The following is a 21,190-nucleotide window of genomic DNA, read 5'->3' as shown; positions in this document are numbered from 1 at the left end:
AGGCCGTAAAAAAGCGTTGACATCTTTTGATACTGGTCCTAATTTCTAAAAAAAAACACAAGCAATCGTTTCTCGTTTTGCCGTACTGCCTTCGAACACAACAATAAACAATCGTCGGGTGAGTATTTATGAGCAAGCTGAATGATCTTCTGTGCGTGGGATTGGCCGTTTCTCTGGCGATCGCTTCACAGGCTGCAAGTGCGAAAGACATGGTGATTTCCATCTGGGACGGCTACATGGCTCCGGATGCGCTGGAGAAGTTCAAGGCTGCCAGCGGTGTGGACGTCGACAAGGCGTTGCACGCCACCAACGAAGAAATCATGGGCAAGCTGATGGCCTCCGGTGGCGAAGGGTATGACGTGGTGTTCGTCTCCTCGCCCTTCGCCGAAGTCCTGCACAAACAGGGGCTGCTGGCGGACATCGATCCGGTCAAGGTTCCCAACCTGAAAAACCTCTACCCCGAAGCCACTCACCTGGAATATGACCAGGGCAACCGGTTCTCCGTGCCTTACACCTGGGGCACCACCGGCATCTGCTATCGCTCCGACAAGGTGACACCAGCGCCACAGAGCTGGAACGAGCTGCTCAATCCGAGCGATGCCCTCAAGGGCAAGGTCACGATGCTCGCCACCGACCGCTGGATGCTCGGCGCCGGTTTCCTCGCCAAGGGCTGGTCGGTCAACGACAGCGACCCCGCGCAAATCGCCGCGGTTCGCGACCAACTGATCGCCACCAAAAAACGCATCCTCTCCTTCGACGACACCACCTTCTATTCCAAGCTGGCCTCCGGCGAATCGCTGATGGCCCACGCCTGGGACGGCTGGTGCAACTACGGCACGCAAGCCAACGCTGCGATCAAGTTCGTGGTGCCCAAGGAAGGTTCCGACCTGTGGGTGGACACCATGGTGGTGCTCAAGGGTTCGAAGCACCAGGACCAGGCCTTCAAGTTCATCAACTTCATGCTGGCCAAGGAAAACCACGCCTGGGTCGCTGAAAACATCCTCTACAAAGTCCCCAACCAAGCGGCTATGGCCGGGTTGTCCGCTGACTTGCTCAAGCAATACCCCAATCTGACCATCGCCCCCGCCGAGCTGCTGAAAATGGAGCAATTGCGCGACCTGGGCGGCACCACGCAAAAGGCCTACACCCGCGCCGTCACCGAAATCATGGCGGCGCAGAACTAACGCCACGTCGATCCGAGGCATGCCCGGCATGCCTCGCCACGCTCGCAAGCCGCTTCTGTCCTGAAGCGGGAGGATATGGGTAATGAGTGCTTTGCATGCTGACAGGCGTCTGTCGGCCTGGCTTCTTGCGCCCGGCTTCGGCTGGCTGCTGATGTTCCTGGTGATTCCGTGCCTGCTGGTGCTGGTCTACAGCTTCGTTGAACGCGGCGCCTATGGCGGCATCGACTGGTTGTTCACCTGGGAAAACTACCAGCGTGCGTTCGATCCGCTGTACCTGGGCATCCTGCTCAAGTCGGCGAAAATCGCCGGGCTGGCCACGGTGTTCGCGGTGTTGATCGGCTACCCGGCGGCCTATGCGATTGCCCGCGCGCCACGGCGGCGTCAGGCGGTGTATCTGTTTCTGGTGATGCTGCCGTTCTGGAGCAACTACCTGATCCGCACCTACGCCTGGATCGTCCTGCTCAACCGCGAAGGCCTGATTAACCGCATGCTGCAATTATTCGGCTACAACGGCGAACCCATCAGCCTGCTGTACACCGAGTCGTCCGTCGTGTTGGGGCTGGTCTACAACTACATCCCCTTTGTGATCCTGGCGATTTTCTCGTCGCTGTCACGGATCAACAACGAACTGTGGGACGCCTCGAAAGACCTCGGCGCCTCGGGCTGGATGACCTTTCGCCGGATCATCCTGCCGTTGAGCGTACCGGGTATCGCCGCCGGTGCGGTGTTTGTCTTCGTGTTGAGCATCGGCAACTTCATCACTGCCGATCTGCTGGGCGGCAAGCAGGTGCAGATGGTCGGCAACCTGATCTATTCGCAATTCCTCACGGCACGGGACTGGCCGTTCGGTGCGGCGCTGAGTTTCTTCCTGATCGCAATCATGTTGATCCTGTTGTTCATCCAGGCACTGGTGGCCCGTCGTGCAGAAGGGGCGCGCTCATGAGTCAGTCTCGTTCTGTCAGCAGCACCGTACTGGGTTCGCACCTGGGGCTGGTGTACGCCTTCCTTTATATACCGATCCTGGTGTTGATCCTGCTGTCGTTCAACAAGTCCGGATTGCCCACCGCCTGGGGCGGCGTATCGCTGAAGTGGTACGCGGCACTGGCCCACAACACGGCGATTCTGTCGGCGGCGCTCAACACCCTGGTCGTTGCGTTGTCAGCAACCTTCATTGCCTGCGTGCTTGGCACGTTCCTGGCGCTGGGCATCGAGTTGCGCCGCAAGGGCAACGACAAAGGCCAGGTGGTCGACACCTTGCTGATGGCGCCGATGATCATTCCCGACATCGTGCTGGCGATTGCGCTGCTGAGTTTCTTCAACCTGCTCAAGGTCGGCCTGGGGTTGCACTCGATCATCATCAGCCACGCGGTGTTCAACATCGCCTTCGTCTGTGCGGTGGTTCGCACGCGGCTCAAGCACTTCGATTATTCGATCCTCGAAGCCTCGATTGACCTGGGTGCGAGCTGGTTCACCACCTTGCGCCGAGTGCTGCTGCCGGTGATTTTTCCCGGTGTGCTGGCCGGCGGTTTGCTCTCGTTCACCTTGTCGGTGGACGAATTCATCATCGCTTTTTTCAACTCGGGCTCCGGCCAGGCCTCGACCACGTTGCCCATGCAGATCTACGCCATGATCCGCTTCGGCGTCACCCCGGAAATCAACGCTCTGGCGACGCTGGTGATGCTGGTCAGCATCACCGCGCTGCTGGCTTCGCAGCGTCTCAACAAGGCTCCTCGCACCCATGAATAATTCATCCGCGGTACTGATCCTGGATAAGGTCAGCAAGTCTTATGGCAACGGTCTGGCGGTCAACGAGGTGTCGCTGAGTATCCGCGAGAACGAGTTCTTCGCGCTGCTCGGGCCATCGGGCTGCGGCAAGACCACGCTGCTGCGCATGCTCGCCGGTTTCGAGACTCCCAGCGGTGGTTGCATCTACCTGGACGGCAATGACATTTCGCCGCTGCCGGCCAACAAGCGTCCCCTGAACCTGATGTTCCAGTCCTACGCGCTGTTTCCCAACATGACCGTGCGCAAGAACATTGCCTACGGCCTGGAAATGGAGCGCCTGCCGGAAACCGAAATCCGTCGCCGGGTCGATGAAGTGTTGAGCACCGCGCAACTGGGTGAGCTCGCAGAGCGCAAGCCCGATCAGCTTTCCGGTGGCCAGCGTCAGCGGGTGGCACTGGCCCGGGCACTGGTCAAGCGTCCGCGGGTGTTGTTGCTCGACGAGCCCTTGGGCGCCCTCGACAAGAAGCTGCGGGAAAAGATGCAGCTGGAACTCAAACGCCTGCAACACGAGAGCGGCATCACCTTCATCATCGTCACCCACGACCAGGAAGAAGCCCTGGTGATGTCCGACCGCATGGCCGTGCTCGATGGCGGCAAGGTGTGCCAGTGCGGCAGCCCGACCGAACTCTACGAAAACCCCAACAGCCGCTTCGTCGCCAACTTCATCGGCGTCAGCAACCTGCTCGAAGGCGTGCGCTCGGGCCAGCACTCGGTGCGGGTCAACGGTCAGGAACTGAACGTCGAAACCGACGCGCCGCTGGTGACCGGCCAATCCGTCGCCGTGGTGGTTCGTCCCGAACGCCTGCAAGTACTGACGGAGCAGGGCAGCGATTGCGCCAATCAGGTCAGCGGCAAGATCGTCGAAATCGCCTACCACGGCCTCGACACCAACCTGCACGTGCAGACCCCCCTCAGCGACAAACCGCTGATCGTGCGCGTGCCGTCCTCGCAGTTTGAATTCGCCCATTTTGCAATCGACACGACCATCCGGCTGGGCTGGCAGGCCCGGCATGCCCGCGTACTGACGCGCTGAACAATAAAAAGACCAGGCAGGAGCAGCACTCGATGAAACAGAAAGTGATCGCATTCTTTCCGGAAGCCGCCTACGGCCCGGCGCTGAACTCAGTGGGTATCGCCCAGGCCTGTGAGGCCCTGGGGCATAAAGCGGTGTTCCTCACCGACCCGGGCATGAGCGGTGTCTACGCCGGTTATGGTTTTGAAGAGCACATGGTCAACATGTCGGCGCCGATGCCGGCCGAAGAGATGGCCCGCTACTGGGTGGATTTCATCAACGGCCACATTCCGAATTTCCGCAAGTCGCCGCTGGAGCAGATCGACAACTACGTCAAGGAATGCTGGGCGGCCATCGTCGAAACCGCCAAGTGGGCGCAAAAGGACCTGCCGGCGGTGCTGGACAAGGTCAAGCCCGACCTGATCTGTGTCGACAACGTGATCCTGTTCCCGGCAATCAAGCAATACGGCAAGCCATGGGTGCGGATCATTTCCTGCTCGGAGAACGAGATCGAAGACCCGGATATCCCGCCGCACCTGTCGGGCATGAGCATCGACGACAAGGCGGGCCACGCGCAATTCCGCCAGCGCTTCGAGGAAGTGGTCGGGCCGATACACGAGGACTTCAACCAGTTCCTGCAAGCCCATGGCGAGCAGCCCTATCCGCTGGGGACCTTCTTTGAAGCCTCGCCGTTCATGAACCTGCTGCTGTACCCGGATGCGGTGAAGTTCGACCGACGCCATCCCTTGCCGGCCGAGCGCTTCCATTACCTGCAAGGTTGCGTGCGCCACGACACGCCGTACGAGATTCCGCAGTTCCGTGCGAACAACGACAAGCCGCTGTTGTACGCCAGTTTCGGTAGCCTCGGCTCCGGCGATGTCGAGCTGCTCAAGCGCCTGATCGAGGCGGTGGGCAAGCTGCCTTACCGGGCGCTGTTCAACGTCGGCGAACACCTCGACGAATACCCGGACCTGCCGGACAACGTGCAGATTTCCAACTGGTTCCCGCAGCCGTCGGTGATTGCCCAGGTCGACGCGGTGATCCATCACGGCGGCAACAACAGTTTCACCGAGTGCCTGTTCTTCGGCAAACCGGCGATTGTCATGTCCTACGTCTGGGACGGCCACGACAACGCCATGCGCGCCGAAGAAAGCGGCCACGGCTTCAAGCTCGATCGCTACGAATGGAGCGAAGAACAGCTCGCGGAAAAACTCCACGCGTGCCTCAACGACGGGGCGATGCGCCAACGCCTGCAGCGCACCAGCGCGCAGATGCAATCACGCAAGGGGCCGCAAGACGCGGCCGCGATTCTCGACAAGGTGCTCAACGATGCCTGATTCATCCACCACGGCGGGTATCACGCCGTACCTCGAAGCCGTCAGCAGCCGCACCGACCTGGTGGACTGGGGCGTGCAGAGCGACGCCGTCGAAGGTGTCTCGCATTCCAGCGGCCGCTTGCTGTTCAAGGGCCCGAACAACAGCCCGGAAACCGGATTGTGGGTGTGCACCCCCGGTCGCTGGCGGCTGTCGATTCCCCAGGACGAGTTGTGTCACTTCATCGCGGGGCACGCCACTTACCGTAACGACAACGGTGAAGTGATTGAAGTGCGCCCCAACACCCTGGTGCTGTTCCCGGCCGGCTGGACCGGCGAATGCCACGTCCGGGAAACCCTGCGTAACGTGTACATGTTGGCCTGAGTCTGAATGCCGAATTGTAGGAGCGAGCTCGCTCGCGAAAAACGTCAGGACAACGCGCTCATCCAGACAGCGCGCGTCATCGTTGACGACCATCGCGAGCAAGCTCGCTCCTACACACACACACACACAACCTGGAGAACAACACATGACTACCCCGTTTCTGTACGACCCGCTGAGCATCACCGACGTCAAGGATTGGGGCGTGATCCCGACCATGCTTGAAGGTGAGTCCCGTGTATCCGGCGTGGTGCTGCACAAAGGGCCGGAAGGCCAGTCCGAATGCGGTATCTGGATCTGCACCCCGGGCAAGTGGTTTTGCCATGTCACCAGCGACGAGTTCTGCCACTTTCTCGACGGTCGCTGCACGTACGTCCACGAGTCCGGTGAAGTGATCGAGATCAAGCCGGACACCGCCGCTTTCTTCGGCAAGGACTGGAAGGGTGTGTGCACCGTCCACGAGACCATCAAAAAGGTCTACATGATCCGGTGACTGCCATGACAGATGCATTGGCGTCATTGCCAACCCGTGACGACCAGCGCGCCGCCTTTCTGGCCCGCGCCGGTTTCGCCGGGACCTTGCTGGTCGCCTTGCCGGCGGATGCTTCGACCCGGCGTTATTTCCGCCTGGACGGCGCGGGCCTGCTGCTGATGGATTCGCCGTCCGACAGCGAGCCCATCGGCCCGTTTGTGCGGATCGCCCGGCAGTTACAGGGGCTGGGCCTGTCCGCGCCGGCCTTGCTGGATGTGGACGAGGCGGCGGGGCTGGCGTTGATCGAGGATTTCGGTCACGACACCTACACCCGGCTGCTGCTGGCCGGGCATTCGGAGTCGGCGTTGTATCACCTGGCGGTCGATACGCTGGTGGCGTTGCATCGCGCAACGCCAGCCACGGAACTGGCGTCTTACGACGAACAGCGACTGGCGGCCGAGTACGCGCTGTTCATCGACTGGTACGTGCCGCTGCTGATCGGCAAAGAGGCGGCGCACAACTTGCGCGATGAATATCTGGCGTTATTCGCCGACGCCTGCCGCGATGTCGCAAAACGCCGCGAAGCCCTGGTGCTGCGCGACTTTCACGTCGACAACCTGATGCTGCTGCAAGGCCGTGAAGGTGTCGCGGCCTGCGGTTTGCTGGATTTCCAGGATGCCCTGGTCGGGGCGGCGGCCTATGACCTGATGTCGCTGCTCGAAGACGCCCGGCGCGATGTGCCCGAAGCGCTGCGCAAGGCACTGATCAGTCATTACCTGTTGCAGCGCCCGGAGCTGGATACGCCGGGTTTTCTCGAAGATTACCGGCGCCTGGCCGCCCAGCGTCACGCCAAGGTGCTGGGGATTTTCGTGCGCCTGGCCGGCCGTGACGGCAAGCACGGTTACCTGGCGCACCTGCCGCGCACCCTGGGGCTGTTTGTCCGCGCCCTGGACGCCGAGGCTTTTGCGCCGCTGCGCCAATGGCTCGACCGGCACGTGCCGGGCTGGCGTGAAGAACTGCCCGCCCAGACCCTGGCGACGTTGCGTGAAACCCCTTATCGATTGGTTCAAGGATCATCCCATGGCCACGTTTAACTGCGATTCTGCCTTGCGCTTCATCAATCCCGAGTTCCTGTCGCTGACTGAGGGCCGCGTGCGCGAAGTGCTCGACCCGGCGACCCTGCAACCGGTCGGGCAAGTCGGCGTGTGTGGCGAAGCCGATGTGCAAGCCGCCACCGATGCCGCCACCGCCGCGCAACGCCAATGGCGCCTGATCGACGCGAAAAGCCGCGCCGCGCGCCTGCATCAACTGGCCAACGCCATCGAACAGAACGCTGCCTGCAACCGTGAAGTCGCGCGCCTGATGACCCTGGAAATGGGCAAGCCGTTTCCCGAAGCCATGGGCGAGCTGGCCAACTGCGCGCCGATCTTTCGCTACTACGCAGAAATGGCCCGGGATGATGCCGGCAAGGTCGCCGGCACCACGCAGATCGGCTCGTTCCAGCATGTGCGTTACGAGCCGTATGGCGTCAGCGTGCACATCATGCCGTTCAACTTTCCGATCCTGCTGATGTGCTGGACGGTCGCCGCGTCCTTGGCGGCGGGCAACGCCTGCATCATCAAACCGGCGGAAGCCACGACCCTGTGCACCCTCAAGTTCATGGAGCACTTCACCGCGTTGCTGCCTGGGCTGGTGTCTTGTGTACCGGGCGATGCGGTCACCGCGCAGTTGCTGGTGCAGTCGGCGCAGACCCACGCGGTGGCCTTCACCGGCAGTGTGGCGGCAGGCAAAGCGGTGGCCGTGGCCTGTGCCGAACGGATGAAACCTTGTGTGATCGAGGCCGGTGGCAGCGACCCGCTGATCATCTCCAGGCATGCACCGCTGGAAGTGGCAGCGGCAGGCGCAGTGACCGCGGCGTTCCACTTGAGCGGGCAGATCTGCACCTCGGCGGAACGCTTCTACGTCGTCGATGAAATCCATGACGAATTTGTCGCGAAATTCGCCGAGCGCACCCGTGCCTTGCGCATTGGTCATGGCCTGGAACGCTCGGAGATCGGGCCGATGGTCAGCGAAGCCGCGCGCAATAAAGTCATGCGCCTGGTCGATGACGCCGTGGCCAAGGGCGCGAAAGTGGTGTGTGGCGGGCGCATTCCACCCGGGCACAGCGTCGGCTGGTTCTATGAACCGACCATCCTCACCGGCGTGACCGGTGACATGGCGATTTTGCAGGAAGAGTGCTTCGGCCCGGTGGCGGCAATCTGCCGGGTCAGCGATTTCGATGAAGCGGTGCGGTTGGCCAACGACTCGCCGTTCGGCCTCGGTGCCTCGCTGTTTTCCACTGACCTGGCCGAATCCATGGAAGCCGCCGAGCGTCTGGAGGCGGGGATGGTCTGGGTCAACAATCCGCTGATCGACAACGATGCGCTGCCGTTCGGAGGCTGGAAGATGTCCGGCCTTGGGCGCGAACTAGGGCGTCAGGGGCTGGAAGCGTTCCGCCGTTCGAAAATGGTCATCATCGACCACCAGCCGAAGATTCAGGACTGGTGGTACCCGTACGCCGACGACGTGTTCTATCGCGATCCGGCCTGAAGCCGGGATGCACACAGGAGGATGGTGATGAGCGACAACATGGGCTGGCCGACGCTGGCGGTGATTCTCGCGGCCGGGCAGGGCACGCGCATGCGTTCGCCGCTGCCCAAGGTCTTGCACCCGGTGGGCAACCAGCCGCTGCTCGGTCATGTGCTGGCGGCGGTGGCGGCGGCGGGCATCGAGCAACGGGCTGTGGTGGTGGGCGCTGGCGGTGGGCAGGTGGCGGAGTACCTGCAACAGGTCGCACCGACGGCGCAGGTGTTTACCCAGCACGACCAACTGGGTACGGCCCACGCGGTGCTCGCGGCCCGACCGGCCTTGCAGGCGCATGAACAGCAACAGGGTTGTGTGCTGGTGCTGTTTGGCGACTCCCCCTTGATCACCCCGCAGACCTTGAATCGCTTGCGCAGGGCATTGATTGACGGCGCGGCGGTGGCGGTGGCGGGTTTCCACACCCAACAGCCCGGGCCTTACGGGCGGCTGCTGGTGGAGCAGGGGCGCTTGCGGGTCATTCGCGAAGCCAGGGATGCAAGCCCGCAGGAGCTGGACATCAACTTCTGCAACGGCGGCGTCATGGGCCTGCGCGCCGATACCTGTCTGTGGCTGCTGGAGCGTATCGGCAACCTGAACGCCCAAGGCGAGTACTACCTCACCGAAGCGGTGGCGGTGGCCAACGAAGCGGGACTTGCGGTGACGGCCGTGGAAGTGGATGAAGTCGACGTGCTCGGGGTCAATGACCGCGAGCAATTGCAGGTCGCCGAACAGCTCTACCAGCAGCGTCGGCACCGCAGGATCAAGGAGTGTCCCATGGGTGACTATCAACGGTTGTACATCGGTGGCGAATGGATCGCCCCGGTTCAGCGCGGTGTTTTCGACACGCTCGATCCGAGTGACGAGTCGGTTCTGGCGCGGGTTGCCTCGGCGACCGCAGAGGACATCGATCTGGCCGTGTCGGCGGCGCGCAGGGCGTTTGACGAGGGCGACTGGCCACGCTGGCCCGGTGCCCGACGGGCGCAAGTGTTGAGGAAAATCGCCGAGGGCATCCGCGCTCGCCAGGACGAACTGGCGGCCATCGAAGTGCGTGATAATGGCAAGCCGTTGCCGGAAGCATTGTGGGACATCGCCGATACCGCCGGGTGCTTCGACTTCTATGCGGGACTTGCCGAGCAGTCGGACTCACACAACGAGCAGTCGATTGAGTTGCCGGATGCGCGCTTCACGTCATCGGTGATCAAGGAGCCGATGGGCGTGGTCGCGGCGATCATCCCGTGGAATTTCCCGATGCTGATGGCCGCGTGGAAAGTCGCCCCGGCACTCGCAGCGGGTTGCACCCTGGTGCTCAAGCCTTCCGAACTGACCCCGCTGACTGCCCTCGAACTGGCCGGCATCGCCGACAAGGCCGGGTTGCCGGCCGGGGTGCTGAACGTGGTCACGGGCTTGGGGCGCGAGGCGGGCGCGCCGTTGGCCGAACACCCGCAGGTCGACAAGATCGCCTTCACCGGCAGCGTGCCGACCGGACGCAAGATCATGCAGGCCGCCGCCAGCGAGATCAAAAACATCAGCCTGGAACTGGGCGGAAAATCACCCTTCGTGATCTTCGCCGACAGTGACCTCGAAGCGGCGGTGGAGTGGATTCTGTTCGGGATCTTCTGGAACCAGGGGCAGGTCTGTTCAGCCACCTCGCGGGTGCTGGTGGAACGCCGGTTGTACCCGGCGCTGTTGGAGCGCTTGATTGCCGCCACCGAGCAGATTCAGATTGGCCAGGGCTTCGAGGAAGGCGTGAAGCTCGGGCCGCTGGTCAGCCAGGGGCAGCTGGATAAGGTGCTGGTGGCCATTGCTGCCGGCCAGGCCGAGGGCGCCCGACTGGTTTCGGGCGGTGTGCGGCCGATTAATCTAAAAAAGGGTTATTACCTGACGCCAGCGATTTTCGCCGATGTCCCCGAGGACAGCACCGTTTGGCGCGAGGAGATTTTCGGCCCGGTGGTGTGCCTGCGTGCCTTCGACACGGAAGCCGAAGCGATCCGTTTGGCCAATGACTCGCCGTTCGGCTTGGCGGCGGCCGTCATGTCCCGGGATATCCCGCGTTGCGAACGGGTCGCTCGCGGTTTTCGCGCGGGCATCGTGTGGGTCAACTGCTCGCAGCCGACCTTCGTCGAGGCACCGTGGGGCGGCTACAAGCAAAGCGGCATCGGTCGCGAACTGGGCGAGTGGGGCTACAACAACTACCTGGAAACCAAGCAAATCACCCGCTACAACGGTGAACCCTGGGGGTGGTATCTGAAGTGACGTGAGCGCCAGAGCGGCCTGCCTCAGAACAGGGGCAGGTGATTTTTTCCGATCTGTGTGCCTATGTGTGTAATCCCGGTGACACGCCACTCAACTCAGAGCCAGTACTCCCAAAGGCGCGCCATCTGCTCCTTGGCTTTCACACCGAGCGAGCGGCTCTGCCACTTTTCCATCTTGATTTCGTTCGACTTGGCGAGATCGGCCAGGAATGCCGCCTGCATTTTTTTTCCAAACCCGGCGCCCAGCACAACAACGTTGACTTCATCGTTATGCAGGAAGCTACGCCAGTCGAGGTTGGTGGAGCCGACAGTCGACCACACGCCATCGATTACTGCTGTCTTGACGTGGAGTAGCGCGTCTTTGCGTTCGTAAAGCTTGACGTTGGCTTTCAACAGCTCGCTGTAGTAGGCGCGTCCAGCATGGAACACCAGCCACGAATCGGTGCTGCTGGGCAGCACCAGCTTGACGTCGACGCCACGTGCTGCAGCCTCCTTGAGTGCCGCCAGCAACTGCGGGTCGGGAATGAAGTAGGCGTTAGTCAGCCATATCTCGGATTGCGCGCTACGCAGCGCCGAAATCAGCGTGGCATAGATCAGGCTGAACGGCTCATTTGGCGAGCTTCCGATGGCCCGCACCACCTCGGTGCCTTTGCGCTCAGGTGGCGGAAAGTAGTGGCGAGCCGCGAGTGGTTCGCCTTTCTGGGTAGCCCAGGTTCCGATGAACAGCTTCTGGAGTTCCGCAACCACAGGCCCCTCGATGCGCAAGTCGGTATCGCGCCAGGGCAAATCACCATTTGGGCGAGTCTTTGAGTAAGAACTGAACGAGCTCCCCGAATAGACGCTGCTGATGTTGATCCCGCCGAGAAAGGCAATACGGCCGTCCACGATCAGCAGCTTTCGGTGGTCGCGCTGGTTCACGTCCCAGCCCGCTTTGGCCGTCACCGGATTGACTGGGTTGTACTCCAGCACCTTGACGCCCGCGTCGGTCAATTGAGAGAAAAACGCCGATGATGTTTTAAGGGTTCCGACGCTGTCACGGATCAGATTGACCTGTACGCCTTGCCGTTGCCGAGCGATCAGCGCGGTGGCGAAGCGCTGGCCGACTTCATCATCGTCGAGGATGTAGGTCTCCATGTTGATGTGGTCGCGCGCTGCTTCCACGGCTTTGATCATCGACTGGTAGGTGGTGGGGCCGTCCTGCAGCAAGTCGACCTTGTTTCCTTCCGTCAGCGGGCTGCCGACGATGGACTCTTCGATTGCGAGGTGCACGTCGAAGATGTTGGTCTCTGCGCCGGTGGACTCGAGTCGATCGAGAATGGCCTTGCTGCGCTCGGCTGACAGAGGCCCGTGTACCCCGTCGAGCTGCACTGGCGCAGAGCGCGCGTGAGCCATATCGGGCACTATCCTGGGCAATGTACTGCAGGAAACCACAAATGCCAGGAGCACAGCCATGCACAGAGCCAGAGGAACACACACACCCTTACATGTGGCAAAAAGATTCATCAGGCCCCCTCTTTGTGAGGACGGTGATAGCGAGTGGCGATGCCGTCACTTGCTTTGACTACTGCGCAAGGGCAGGGTTCGTCGTCAGAGAGTGCTTTTGGCCGATTGTTGCTTTCGGGAATGGGTCGTTTGCTGCCGAGTAAACAAGACCGCCAGTGCGATCTTGCCAGTTCCTTACATCTCCACCTGTGTGCCCAGTTCTATCACCCGATTCAACGGCAACTTGAAGTACTTAAGGTTGCTGTTGGCGTTCTTGAGTAAAAAGGCGAAAAGGCTTTCTCGCCAACGGGCCATACCGATGCGCTTGGTCGGGATCACCGTTTCCCGGCTCAGGAAATAGGTGGTGCGCATCGGGCTGAAGTCCAGCTCGGCCAAGTGACAGAGACTCAACGCCAAGGGGACATCGGGCTCCTCGATAAAGCCAAAGTGCAGACTGACCCGGAAGAACCCTTCGCCATACGCTTCAACCTCAAACCGTCGATCAGCACTCACACGAGGGCTGTCTTCAGACACCACCGTAAGCAGTACCACTTGCTCATGCAAAACCTGGTTATGCAGCAGGTTGTGCAGCAGCGCATGCGGAACGGCATCGGACCTGGCTGTCAGAAATACCGCCGTACCCTGTACCCGATGAGGGGGCTGCGTGCGGATGCTACCGATAAACAGTGGTAGAGGCAGCGCGGTTTCGTCCAGCCGTTCAACAATGATCTTGCGGCCACGTTTCCAGGTGGTCATCAAAATGAACAGGCCAATGCCAGCAATCACCGGGAACGCACCGCCCTGGAAGATCTTCGGAGCATTGGCCGCGAAGTACAGGCTGTCTACCAGCAGAAAACCGAGCAGCATCGGAACGGCCAACCAGCGCGGGGTTTTCCATAGCAGCAGGACGACGGCCGAGGACAGGATGGTGGTGATCAGCATGGTGCCCGTTACAGCGACCCCATAAGCGGCGGCCAAAGCACTGGACGACTCGAAACCAAGTACCAGCAGCACAACACCGACCATCAACGCCCAGTTAACGGTACCGATGTAAATCTGTCCCTGCTCCTGGCTGGAGGTATGCTGGATAAACATGCGAGGGACATACCCAAGCTGGATGGCCTGGTGTGTCAGGGAAAATGCGCCGGAGATCACGGCTTGAGAAGCGATGATGGTTGCCAGTGTAGAGAGTGCGACCATCGGCAGCAGTGCCCAGCCCGGCGCGAGCAAATAAAATGGATTGCGCACCGCCTCAGGGTTTTCCAGGATCAAGGCACCTTGGCCAAAATAATTGAGTACCAGTCCTGGCAATACCAAAATGAACCAGGCGCGGGCAATGGGTTTGCGACCGAAGTGCCCCATGTCTGCATACAGTGCTTCGGCGCCCGTCAGCGCAAGCACCACTGCCCCGAGGATGGCCACACCGATTCCCGGATGGGCGATGAAAAAATGCGCTCCCCAGTATGGATTGAGCGCTTGCAGCACTTCCGGCCGCTGTAAAATGCCATAGACCCCCAGCGCACCCAGCACGACAAACCACAGCACCATCACTGGGCCGAACAGAATGCCGATGCGAGCCGTGCCGTGTTTCTGTATCAAGAACAGCGCCACCAGCACGATCACTGATAAAGGCACGACCCAGTGTTCAATTCCGTCAAACGCCAGCTGTAGCCCTTCAACCGCAGAGAGCACCGAAATAGCCGGGGTGATCATGCTGTCCCCGTAAAAAAGTGCCGCACCAAACAGGCCAAGCAGAACGAGTATTTTACTCATGCGCGGATAAGGGGCTGCTGCGCGGCGGGCTAAAGCCGTCAACGCCATGATGCCGCCTTCACCCTGGTTGTCGGCACGCAGGATGAACAGCACATATTTGATCGAGACGACCCAAATCAGTGACCAGAAGACCAACGACAGAATACCCAGCACGCCGTCGTGGTTAGCCTGAACTCCGTAGTGGCCAGAAAATACTTCTTTCAGCGTGTAGAGGGGGCTGGTGCCAATGTCCCCGTAAACCACTCCGACCGCGGCGACGAGCAAGCCCACTCCTGACGCTTTGGATTGCGAGTTTTCATGTGCTCCGATTGCTGTTTCACTCAAGGGTCGCTTCTCTCGAATTACGGGGAGGAAATACATGCCATCCTTGGGCAAAACGATGTGCCTGGGCCACTGAAGCTTCAAGGCGCATGGACGATCTAAAAAGTCGCGGCCAGTATCTTTGAGGGCGCAAACAGCAGTCGTAAAGAAAGCGTAAAAAATTTACGGCAGATACTCGAAACATCAGATCCAGTGGCTTGGGCCTGTCACGCCCCGGCCCGACGCGTCGTGCGAGCAATCAGACCTGCGCCTCGCCTGGGAACGTCGGCAGCCCGTACGTCAACGCAAGTTCCAAGACCGGTTACAAGGGGTATAACTATCAGAACAAAAAGCGGGTCACCCAGAATAGGCCCTCCAAAGGCAGCGCCCGGTCCGGGCGCCCCAGGCCTGATCGGCGCCTGCGGTGCGGAGCGATGTGATGAGTTCCAGAGCATGGCGATGGGCTCGCAAGAGCTTTCTTGGCTGCATCGAGCTGGCCGTGCTGGTCACTCCACTGTGCGCCAGCGCCATGTTCAAGTGCCAAGCCAGGGACGGAGCCATCAGCTACACCAGCCAGGCCATCGCCAGCGCCCGCTGCACTCGCCTCAATGGCATGGCGGACGCCGGTGTCGGCGCCAAGGCAATGGCGCTGCCACGGGTTGTGCGGGACGACACCCCAGGCGCGGTACGGATCCGGGTGTGGACTTTCATCCACAAGGGTAATCGTCAATATGTGAGCCGGCGCCCCGTCGGGATCTCCGCACGGGTCGATGTCCTTGAGCTCTATTACATCAAGGGCTGCTATCTGTGCATGGCGCCGAAGGATTTCAAGGTCGCCTCACTGCGCCTGGACACCCATTCCTATCGGCGGGAGATCGAAGCCGCTTCGGGTCATTATGGTGTCGACAGGGCGCTGGTCCGCGCAGTGATACATGCCGAATCGGCGTTTCGCCCCAACGTCATTTCCGAAGCCGGCGCCCAGGGGCTGATGCAGTTGATGCCCGCCACCGCCGAACGCTTCGCCGTGGACGATCCGTTCGACGCACGACAGAACATTCGTGGCGGCGTGCGCTACCTGGCCTGGCTGCTCAAGCGCTTCAACGGCAACCAGATGCTGGCGTTGGCAGGTTACAACGCCGGCGAAGCGTCCGTGGTCCAGTACAACGGGGTGCCTCCCTACGCCGAGACGCAATCCTACGTCACCCTCGTGCAGTCCTTGACCGAACGCTATCGCAACCATAGCGGCCGTCCGTGAGAGGCAGAAACCGGCCAGGAGCGGACCTCGAACACATCACCTGATCGGCTGTTTTTGTAGGACGAAGCGGTCACCCGTGTTCCGCTGCCAACATTGACCTGAACTGCGAAACGATCTCTGAAGATAACCCGGCAGCTTCGAACACTGCGCAGGTAAAGCTAACGGGTGCAGGACCTGGAGCAGTTATGATGCGGTCGGCAACCACCGCTACTTGACTGCTTCGATAAAGCGTGGCCCCGTCATAATCTGCGGCATTCTGTTGTAAAAAGTCAGCGCTGTTCGAAGTATGAGGAACCGTGTCGAGAAGCCCGGCCCTCGCAAGTGCCAGCGTCCCCCCACAGATACCGGCAATTGTCGCTCCACTTGAACGACTAGCATGAAGAAAGTCCCGAATATCCGGTGCATCTGCACGCTCCCAGATCATTCCACCGATGACGACAACAACGTCCGGCTTCCAGTCCAGGCATTGTTGCAAGCTGCTATCCACAGTTACAGCCAATCCGCCCTGCGAGCGGAACTGCCCCGTAGTAGAGGTGAAAAACCTGACGTCGATCCCGTAAAACGGGGATGCGGTTCCTGCAATGAAAGCGTATTCCCAGTCCGCAAAACCGGGTGTCAGTATCAAGCCCAAGCGTGCCATCAGTCCGAATCCTCCATGAAAACGAACAACATAAAGCGACAACAAACAGATCTCAACGTCCGCTTCGGGTCTATTGTGTTGAAAAAAATCCCAACGCCATCCTGACTGTTACTGGACTTGAGAAAAAAACAATGAAGTCGCCGTTGCCTCTGTAGTTACCTCTTCAACCAGGTACTTGCCGGTTCTTCGCCTGCCCTCCATCCACATCCGCATGATTCATCCTCGTCTGAAGGTGAAATGAGTGGAGCTACCTCCAACAGATACCATAGAGGACAACCACTGACACGCCTCTGGCCGCTTGATACAGGGAAATGGGATGACTGGAAAAACGGTGGGCAAGTCTGTGCAATCACCCAGCCGGTGGAACTGCAAACCATTCTGGCAATCGAAACCTTAAAGGGCGGAGCGGGCGTAGTATGGGTTACGCATTCGCATTAAACGCCCTGTAGGGCTGTAAAGCCGGGAGGGTTGCGTGGAAAGGGACGCGATGTTCAAGTTCCTTGCGGGCTACCTGTTGATGTGTGCCCTGCTGGCATGGGGGGTGATCCAGGCGTCTCACTGGATTGCTTCTCGCCTGTTGCTGTATTGGATTATTTAGCGCCGACCCTCGCTGCTTCGCTCTTCCTTGTCGATTCTTCCAGTACCACAATGGTGCGATCCACTGTCTGGCCTTCTCCCTCTGACCCTCAGCCTGCTCGATCAGTCGCTGCAATAACAACGCGATCAGGCCGGTTCGCTGAGCCGGCAACTGGCTCCATTCAAGGATTGAGCCAGTTGCCGATGCTGCCAGGTTAGTGGAACGGAAAGATGTAATTCATCCATGCCGCCATGCGCAGAAGGATTTTGCGCATCATCGCGATGTGGTGGAAATGCTGGCTGTACAACGCCGCCTGGCCGTAGGCGCCGCCGGGCATCTGGTCGGCGTACTGGGCATAGTCGGGATCGGTGATCTCAATGATCACCGGAACCCGGCCGGCCGGCGGTGAACCGGTGAAGCTGATCAGTGTGCCCGACGGTTGGATCTGGCCTTCGGCGATGACCGAAACGACGGTCTTGACCTTGCCTTCGAAAACCTTGCCTGGAATGCCGTCGAAAGCGACCTCGGCCTCGTCGCCCTCGGTCAGGCGCAACAGGCTGTTCTGGCGCATCCACGCGGAGAAGTAATGCCCTTCGGCGGGAATGAAGACCATCGAAGGGCGCAGCGGCAACTTGGTCGCCATCATGCCCGGACGCAGTGAAACATGGGTGACGAAGCCTTTGCTCGGCGCACGGACGGTGGTGTTGTCGAGTTCGTACTGCGCGTTGTCCAGTTGTGCCTTCAGGTCGTCACTGCGAGCGACCACCATATCCAGTTCCCGTTGGGTACTGAAGTTACGCTTGATCAACTCGGTGATCCGCGCGCGATCGGCCTGGGCGGCAATCAGCTGTGCCTTGAGGGATTTCACCCGGTATTCGAAAGGTGCAGGGTCGATGCGAAACAGCACATCGCCTTTTTCCAGGGGCTGGTTGGTCTTCACCGATACATCGATCACCTGGCCGCTGACCACGGGTATCACCGGAACCGATACGAAATAGGAACGCGCCACCTCGGAGTAGGGGTGGTTGTAGTTCATCGTGAAAATCAGCGTGCCGATAATCACGATCCCGCCCAGCACCGCCGTGGGCACCGTCCATTTGTTCAGGGGGATGCGGAAGATCTTGAAGATGGCTACGCAGAGAGCGGCATACGTCAGAATGAGTAAGAGATCCATGGCTCAAATGCCCTCGCCGAGATTGTCCGTTGGCACACGATTCTGTGCCGTACCCATCGCTGACTCCAGGCGCTCGATCCGGCCTTGCAGCTCGGCGACCTGTTGTTCGAGGTGAACCACATGACTTTTGGGTGAATGTCCGTCACTGAAACCCCAGCCCCGGTCCTCCCGATAGGCCATCGCCCAGATCCAAAGGAACGGCCAGAGTGCGTGCAAGGTGAAGAGGCTGACCCAGCCGGTGGCGTGGATCGCATCCTGGTGAGGGTGGTTGCGGTGGACGGCAATTTCATAGGGGATGTCGTGGAGCAGGATGATCCCGTAGAACAAGAAGAGTCCTACAAATATCAGTACGCCCAGGGCGAAGTATTCAAGCATGAACCAGTCCTCTTGAAGCAGATAGCGTGTGCGCCTGAGTGTAGCCGTTCAATCTACACTTGACGGGGATGCGGATATCCAGCCGGAACAACCGGTGCCTGACCGACGAGGTGAGTTCATGCCAACCAATGCTCAATTCGAGAGGGCGCCTGTACTTGACCCTGTCGAGCGCATTACCGAGGTGATCTTCGGCCTGCTGATGGCCATGACGTTCACCGGCACCATCAGCGTGGCCACGGCAGACCAGGCCGCCGAACGCACGATGATGATTGCCGCGCTCGGCTGCAATCTCGCCTGGGGACTGGCCGATGCGGTCATGTACCTGTTGCGCGCACTGGTCGAGCGCACGCGCAGGATCAAGCTGTACATGGCCTTGCGTAATGGCACGGACGCCGCGGCCGGTCAGGCGCTCGTTGCGCAAGTGTTGCCGTTGCAGTTCGCGACGGCGGCCGGCAGTGAGGGCCTGGAGTTGTTGCGCCGTCGGCTGCTCGAGCAGCCCCCCTTGCCGATCAGGGCCGGCCTCGGCTGGAGCGACTTCAGGGGCGCCCTCGGTGTTTTCCTGTTGGTCGTGTGCTCGACGTTTCCGTTGGTGGTGCCGTTCATACTGCTCGATCAGACGGCGCTCGCCATCCGCCTGTCCAACCTGATCGGACTCGTGGTGCTGTTCATCGCAGGCTGGCTGCTCGCCAGATACGCTGGCGCCACGCAATGGCAGGGTGGGGTGATCATGGCCGCCACGGGGGGCGTGCTGATCCTTGCAATCATTGCGCTGGGTGGATAAAAACCGGGCATCATTCAACACACTAAAGACTCGTTCTCATTTACAATTGCTCTTCCATTTACGTCGGGCAGCCCGGTATGGATGTTCTCGCCGCAATCCATCTTCATTTATCCCAGTGGGTATTCGAGCCGGTCACCCGGCAGTTCCTGGGCATTTTCGACTTCAACGGCAGACTCGGTCTAGCCTTTCTCTGCATGTCTTACAGCGTCGCCTTTTGCCTGTTCCGCTACCGCAAATCCCGGGGCTTGACCGACGCGCGCTCATTCGGGCAGTTCATCGGCGGCTGCCGGGTGTACCTGCATCGCTCGGCGCTGCTCGACTACCGCTACTACTTCGTACTCGCCATCCTCAAGGTTGCCCTGGTGCTGCCCATCGTCGGCCTGGTCGATCCGTACGTCTTGCGTTCAGCGGACTACATCGCGTTCTTCACCCAGCTGTGGGGCGCGCGTACGCAAGTGGAAGAGAACCTGGCGCTGACCCTGCTCTATGGGCTGGGCGTATTTCTGGTCAAGGATTTCAGCCATTACTGGGGCCATCGCGCTTTCCATTCGCGGTATCTGTGGGCCTTCCACAAAGTCCATCATTCGGCGCCCGTGCTGGTGCCGGCGACGGCCAGCCGCGTGCACTTTCTGGAAGAAGTGGTCGAAAAGCTCACGGATATCATCTGCGTCGGCGCATTTGCCGGGGTCTTCTGGTACGCCTGCGGCGGGGAGATCAGCCGCTATACCTTGTTTGGCGTGACCTACATGGTGTTCATCTTCAATGGCCTGGCGGCCAACCTGCGTCACAGCCATGTCTGGTTTTCCTTCGGGCCGGTGCTGGAACGGGTGCTGAGCAGCCCGGCGCAACACCAGATTCATCACAGCGATGCGCCACGACACTTCAACAAGAACTTCGGCATCAATCTGTCACTGTGGGACTGGATGTTCGGCACGCTCTACGTCACCCGGTCCACACCCGAGGCCATTCACTTCGGCACCGGTGAACAGGATCACGAGCGTTACCTGACGCTACAAGGGTTGATCGTCACGCCTTTCGTGGACATCGCCCGCAAACTCCTTCCGGGAAAACCCCCGAAAGCACAGCCTGAAAACGGATCTGATCCGTATTTTTCAGCGCAATCTGCCTCTGTAACGGATACAGCCGCCAGCCCACAATAAGTCTTCGGTACGCCGCTCGGGCAGCACGCGCCGCCCCTGTACCGCCAATTCATAGTGTGGGAGGCCCCATGGCCAAGATGACGATTTTTCTCGGCGGTTTTCTGCTGTTGACCATCCTGATCGGTATGCTGGCGACGATTCCGCCGACTTGATTACACCCGTTGCAAATCAGGAACTCTGCCGATCAATATCGCGCCGCAGAACGACAGCGGTGGTGATGTCTTCAACGATTTCGTGACTGGCTACTGCATCTCTGACTCGATTCAGATCATCGATAGTTCGCGATTCGACCTCAATGACCAGATCGAGTTGGCCACTGACCGAGGAGACTCGTCGTACCTGCGAGTTTTGGGCAAGCAGGTCCAGCAAGCTGATTGCGGGTGTGCGTTTCAGGCATACAAGAAGGATTGCGCGAATCACGTTGGCATCGATTTCGCCGATATCAGCTCGGTAGCCTCTGATCACACCATTGCGTTCAAGGTTGATGACTCGCTCGCTGGTAGCACTTCTTGAAAGCCCGATTCTCGCTGCCAAGGCCTTCAGGGCAATTCGAGCCTCTTTGGAAAGAATTTCGAGTATTTCGCGATCTTTCGTGTCCAGGTCGCGCATCAGAACTCCCTAATTTTGCTACCGAAATTGTGCCGGTCGATT

The 21,190-nt window shown here is 60.1% G+C and carries 19 protein-coding genes and 1 pseudogene; 14 read left to right on the top strand and 6 right to left on the bottom strand.

Features of this window, described 5'->3' with window-relative positions; genetic code table 11:
• Positions 1 to 128 precede the first annotated feature (128 nt).
• The 11 genes and pseudogenes from ABIE16_RS15595 (at position 129) to ABIE16_RS15545 (ending at position 11,023) form a co-directional block, all read left to right on the top strand.
• Entirely contained in the window at positions 129 to 1,184 is a 1,056-nt protein-coding gene (locus tag ABIE16_RS15595; protein ID WP_349736761.1) for a polyamine ABC transporter substrate-binding protein, read from the top strand.
• Positions 1,185 to 1,266: 82 nt separating this feature from the next.
• Positions 1,267 to 2,127 carry an ABC transporter permease gene (locus ABIE16_RS15590; protein WP_150815039.1) on the top strand — a complete coding sequence of 287 codons (861 nt, stop codon included), beginning with the start codon at positions 1,267 to 1,269 and terminating at the stop codon, positions 2,125 to 2,127.
• Positions 2,124 to 2,930, top strand: coding sequence for an ABC transporter permease (locus ABIE16_RS15585; protein ID WP_349736762.1), 807 nt, complete (start codon positions 2,124 to 2,126; stop codon positions 2,928 to 2,930). The genes ABIE16_RS15590 and ABIE16_RS15585 overlap by 4 nt, the downstream gene beginning before the upstream one ends.
• A complete protein-coding gene (locus tag ABIE16_RS15580; RefSeq protein WP_154908655.1) occupies positions 2,923 to 4,002 on the top strand; it encodes an ABC transporter ATP-binding protein in 1,080 nt (359 codons plus the stop codon). Before ABIE16_RS15585 ends, ABIE16_RS15580 begins: the two co-directional genes overlap by 8 nt.
• Before the next feature lie 32 nt (positions 4,003 to 4,034).
• Positions 4,035 to 5,318 (top strand): glycosyltransferase, encoded by a 1,284-nt coding sequence (locus tag ABIE16_RS15575; protein WP_349736764.1) that lies wholly within the window; start codon positions 4,035 to 4,037, stop codon positions 5,316 to 5,318.
• A complete protein-coding gene (locus tag ABIE16_RS15570) occupies positions 5,311 to 5,679 on the top strand; it encodes a cupin domain-containing protein (RefSeq protein ID WP_429521495.1) in 369 nt (122 codons plus the stop codon). Before ABIE16_RS15575 ends, ABIE16_RS15570 begins: the two co-directional genes overlap by 8 nt.
• Positions 5,680 to 5,824: 145 nt before the next feature.
• A complete protein-coding gene (locus ABIE16_RS15565) occupies positions 5,825 to 6,169 on the top strand; it encodes a cupin domain-containing protein (protein WP_154908652.1) in 345 nt (114 codons plus the stop codon).
• A 5-nt stretch (positions 6,170 to 6,174) separates the two neighbouring features.
• Positions 6,175 to 7,242, top strand: a complete 1,068-nt coding sequence (locus ABIE16_RS15560; RefSeq protein ID WP_429521494.1) for an aminoglycoside phosphotransferase family protein — start codon at positions 6,175 to 6,177, stop codon at positions 7,240 to 7,242.
• Positions 7,229 to 8,737 carry an aldehyde dehydrogenase family protein gene (locus ABIE16_RS15555; protein ID WP_429521493.1) on the top strand — a complete coding sequence of 503 codons (1,509 nt, stop codon included), beginning with the start codon at positions 7,229 to 7,231 and terminating at the stop codon, positions 8,735 to 8,737. The genes ABIE16_RS15560 and ABIE16_RS15555 overlap by 14 nt, the downstream gene beginning before the upstream one ends.
• A gap of 21 nt (positions 8,738 to 8,758) precedes the next feature.
• Positions 8,759 to 9,220, top strand: a pseudogene (locus tag ABIE16_RS15550) (NTP transferase domain-containing protein); the annotation flags it as partial.
• A gap of 324 nt (positions 9,221 to 9,544) precedes the next feature.
• Positions 9,545 to 11,023 carry an aldehyde dehydrogenase family protein gene (locus ABIE16_RS15545; protein WP_349736794.1) on the top strand — a complete coding sequence of 493 codons (1,479 nt, stop codon included), beginning with the start codon at positions 9,545 to 9,547 and terminating at the stop codon, positions 11,021 to 11,023.
• 95 nt (positions 11,024 to 11,118) lie between these two features.
• On the opposite strand, the gene cls is transcribed toward ABIE16_RS15545, so the two are convergent.
• Together cls and ABIE16_RS15535 are read right to left on the bottom strand one after the other, a co-directional pair.
• Positions 11,119 to 12,414: a cardiolipin synthase gene (cls, locus tag ABIE16_RS15540; protein WP_429521492.1), complete on the bottom strand. Its 1,296-nt coding sequence runs from the start codon at positions 12,412 to 12,414 to the stop codon at positions 11,119 to 11,121.
• A gap of 285 nt (positions 12,415 to 12,699) precedes the next feature.
• Positions 12,700 to 14,601, bottom strand: a complete 1,902-nt coding sequence (locus ABIE16_RS15535) for a potassium transporter Kup (RefSeq protein WP_090456231.1) — start codon at positions 14,599 to 14,601, stop codon at positions 12,700 to 12,702.
• A 415-nt stretch (positions 14,602 to 15,016) separates the two neighbouring features.
• On the opposite strand from ABIE16_RS15535, the gene ABIE16_RS15530 reads away from it, so the two are divergent.
• Positions 15,017 to 15,832, top strand: a complete 816-nt coding sequence (locus tag ABIE16_RS15530; RefSeq protein ID WP_429521491.1) for a lytic transglycosylase domain-containing protein — start codon at positions 15,017 to 15,019, stop codon at positions 15,830 to 15,832.
• Positions 15,833 to 15,902: 70 nt separating this feature from the next.
• On the opposite strand, the gene ABIE16_RS15525 is transcribed toward ABIE16_RS15530, so the two are convergent.
• The 3 genes from ABIE16_RS15525 to ABIE16_RS15515 form a co-directional block, all read right to left on the bottom strand.
• Complete coding sequence (locus ABIE16_RS15525) at positions 15,903 to 16,472, bottom strand: DJ-1/PfpI family protein (protein WP_429521490.1); 570 nt, start codon at positions 16,470 to 16,472, stop codon at positions 15,903 to 15,905.
• Between the two features lie 791 nt (positions 16,473 to 17,263).
• A complete protein-coding gene (locus ABIE16_RS15520) occupies positions 17,264 to 18,223 on the bottom strand; it encodes an HlyD family secretion protein (protein WP_150814616.1) in 960 nt (319 codons plus the stop codon).
• 3 nt (positions 18,224 to 18,226) lie between these two features.
• Positions 18,227 to 18,598 carry a DUF3302 domain-containing protein gene (locus tag ABIE16_RS15515; protein WP_090456221.1) on the bottom strand — a complete coding sequence of 124 codons (372 nt, stop codon included), beginning with the start codon at positions 18,596 to 18,598 and terminating at the stop codon, positions 18,227 to 18,229.
• Between the two features lie 118 nt (positions 18,599 to 18,716).
• Here ABIE16_RS15515 and ABIE16_RS15510 point away from each other — a divergent pair, with 118 nt between their 5' ends.
• Both ABIE16_RS15510 and ABIE16_RS15505 read left to right on the top strand, forming a co-directional pair.
• On the top strand, positions 18,717 to 19,379 hold the full coding sequence (locus ABIE16_RS15510) for a hypothetical protein (RefSeq protein ID WP_154862001.1): 663 nt from the start codon (positions 18,717 to 18,719) through the stop codon (positions 19,377 to 19,379).
• Between the two features lie 77 nt (positions 19,380 to 19,456).
• Complete coding sequence (locus tag ABIE16_RS15505) at positions 19,457 to 20,539, top strand: sterol desaturase family protein (RefSeq protein ID WP_429521489.1); 1,083 nt, start codon at positions 19,457 to 19,459, stop codon at positions 20,537 to 20,539.
• 168 nt (positions 20,540 to 20,707) lie between these two features.
• Here ABIE16_RS15505 and ABIE16_RS15500 read toward each other — a convergent pair whose 3' ends face one another.
• Positions 20,708 to 21,148: an Lrp/AsnC family transcriptional regulator gene (locus tag ABIE16_RS15500; protein ID WP_102671896.1), complete on the bottom strand. Its 441-nt coding sequence runs from the start codon at positions 21,146 to 21,148 to the stop codon at positions 20,708 to 20,710.
• Positions 21,149 to 21,190 lie beyond the last annotated feature (42 nt).

This window comes from Pseudomonas sp. 2725 (assembly GCF_050434585.1).
GTDB classification, from domain to species: domain Bacteria; phylum Pseudomonadota; class Gammaproteobacteria; order Pseudomonadales; family Pseudomonadaceae; genus Aquipseudomonas; species Aquipseudomonas jessenii.
Note: the sequence above shows the minus strand (reverse complement) of the source record. Positions and strands in the feature narration are given on the sequence as shown.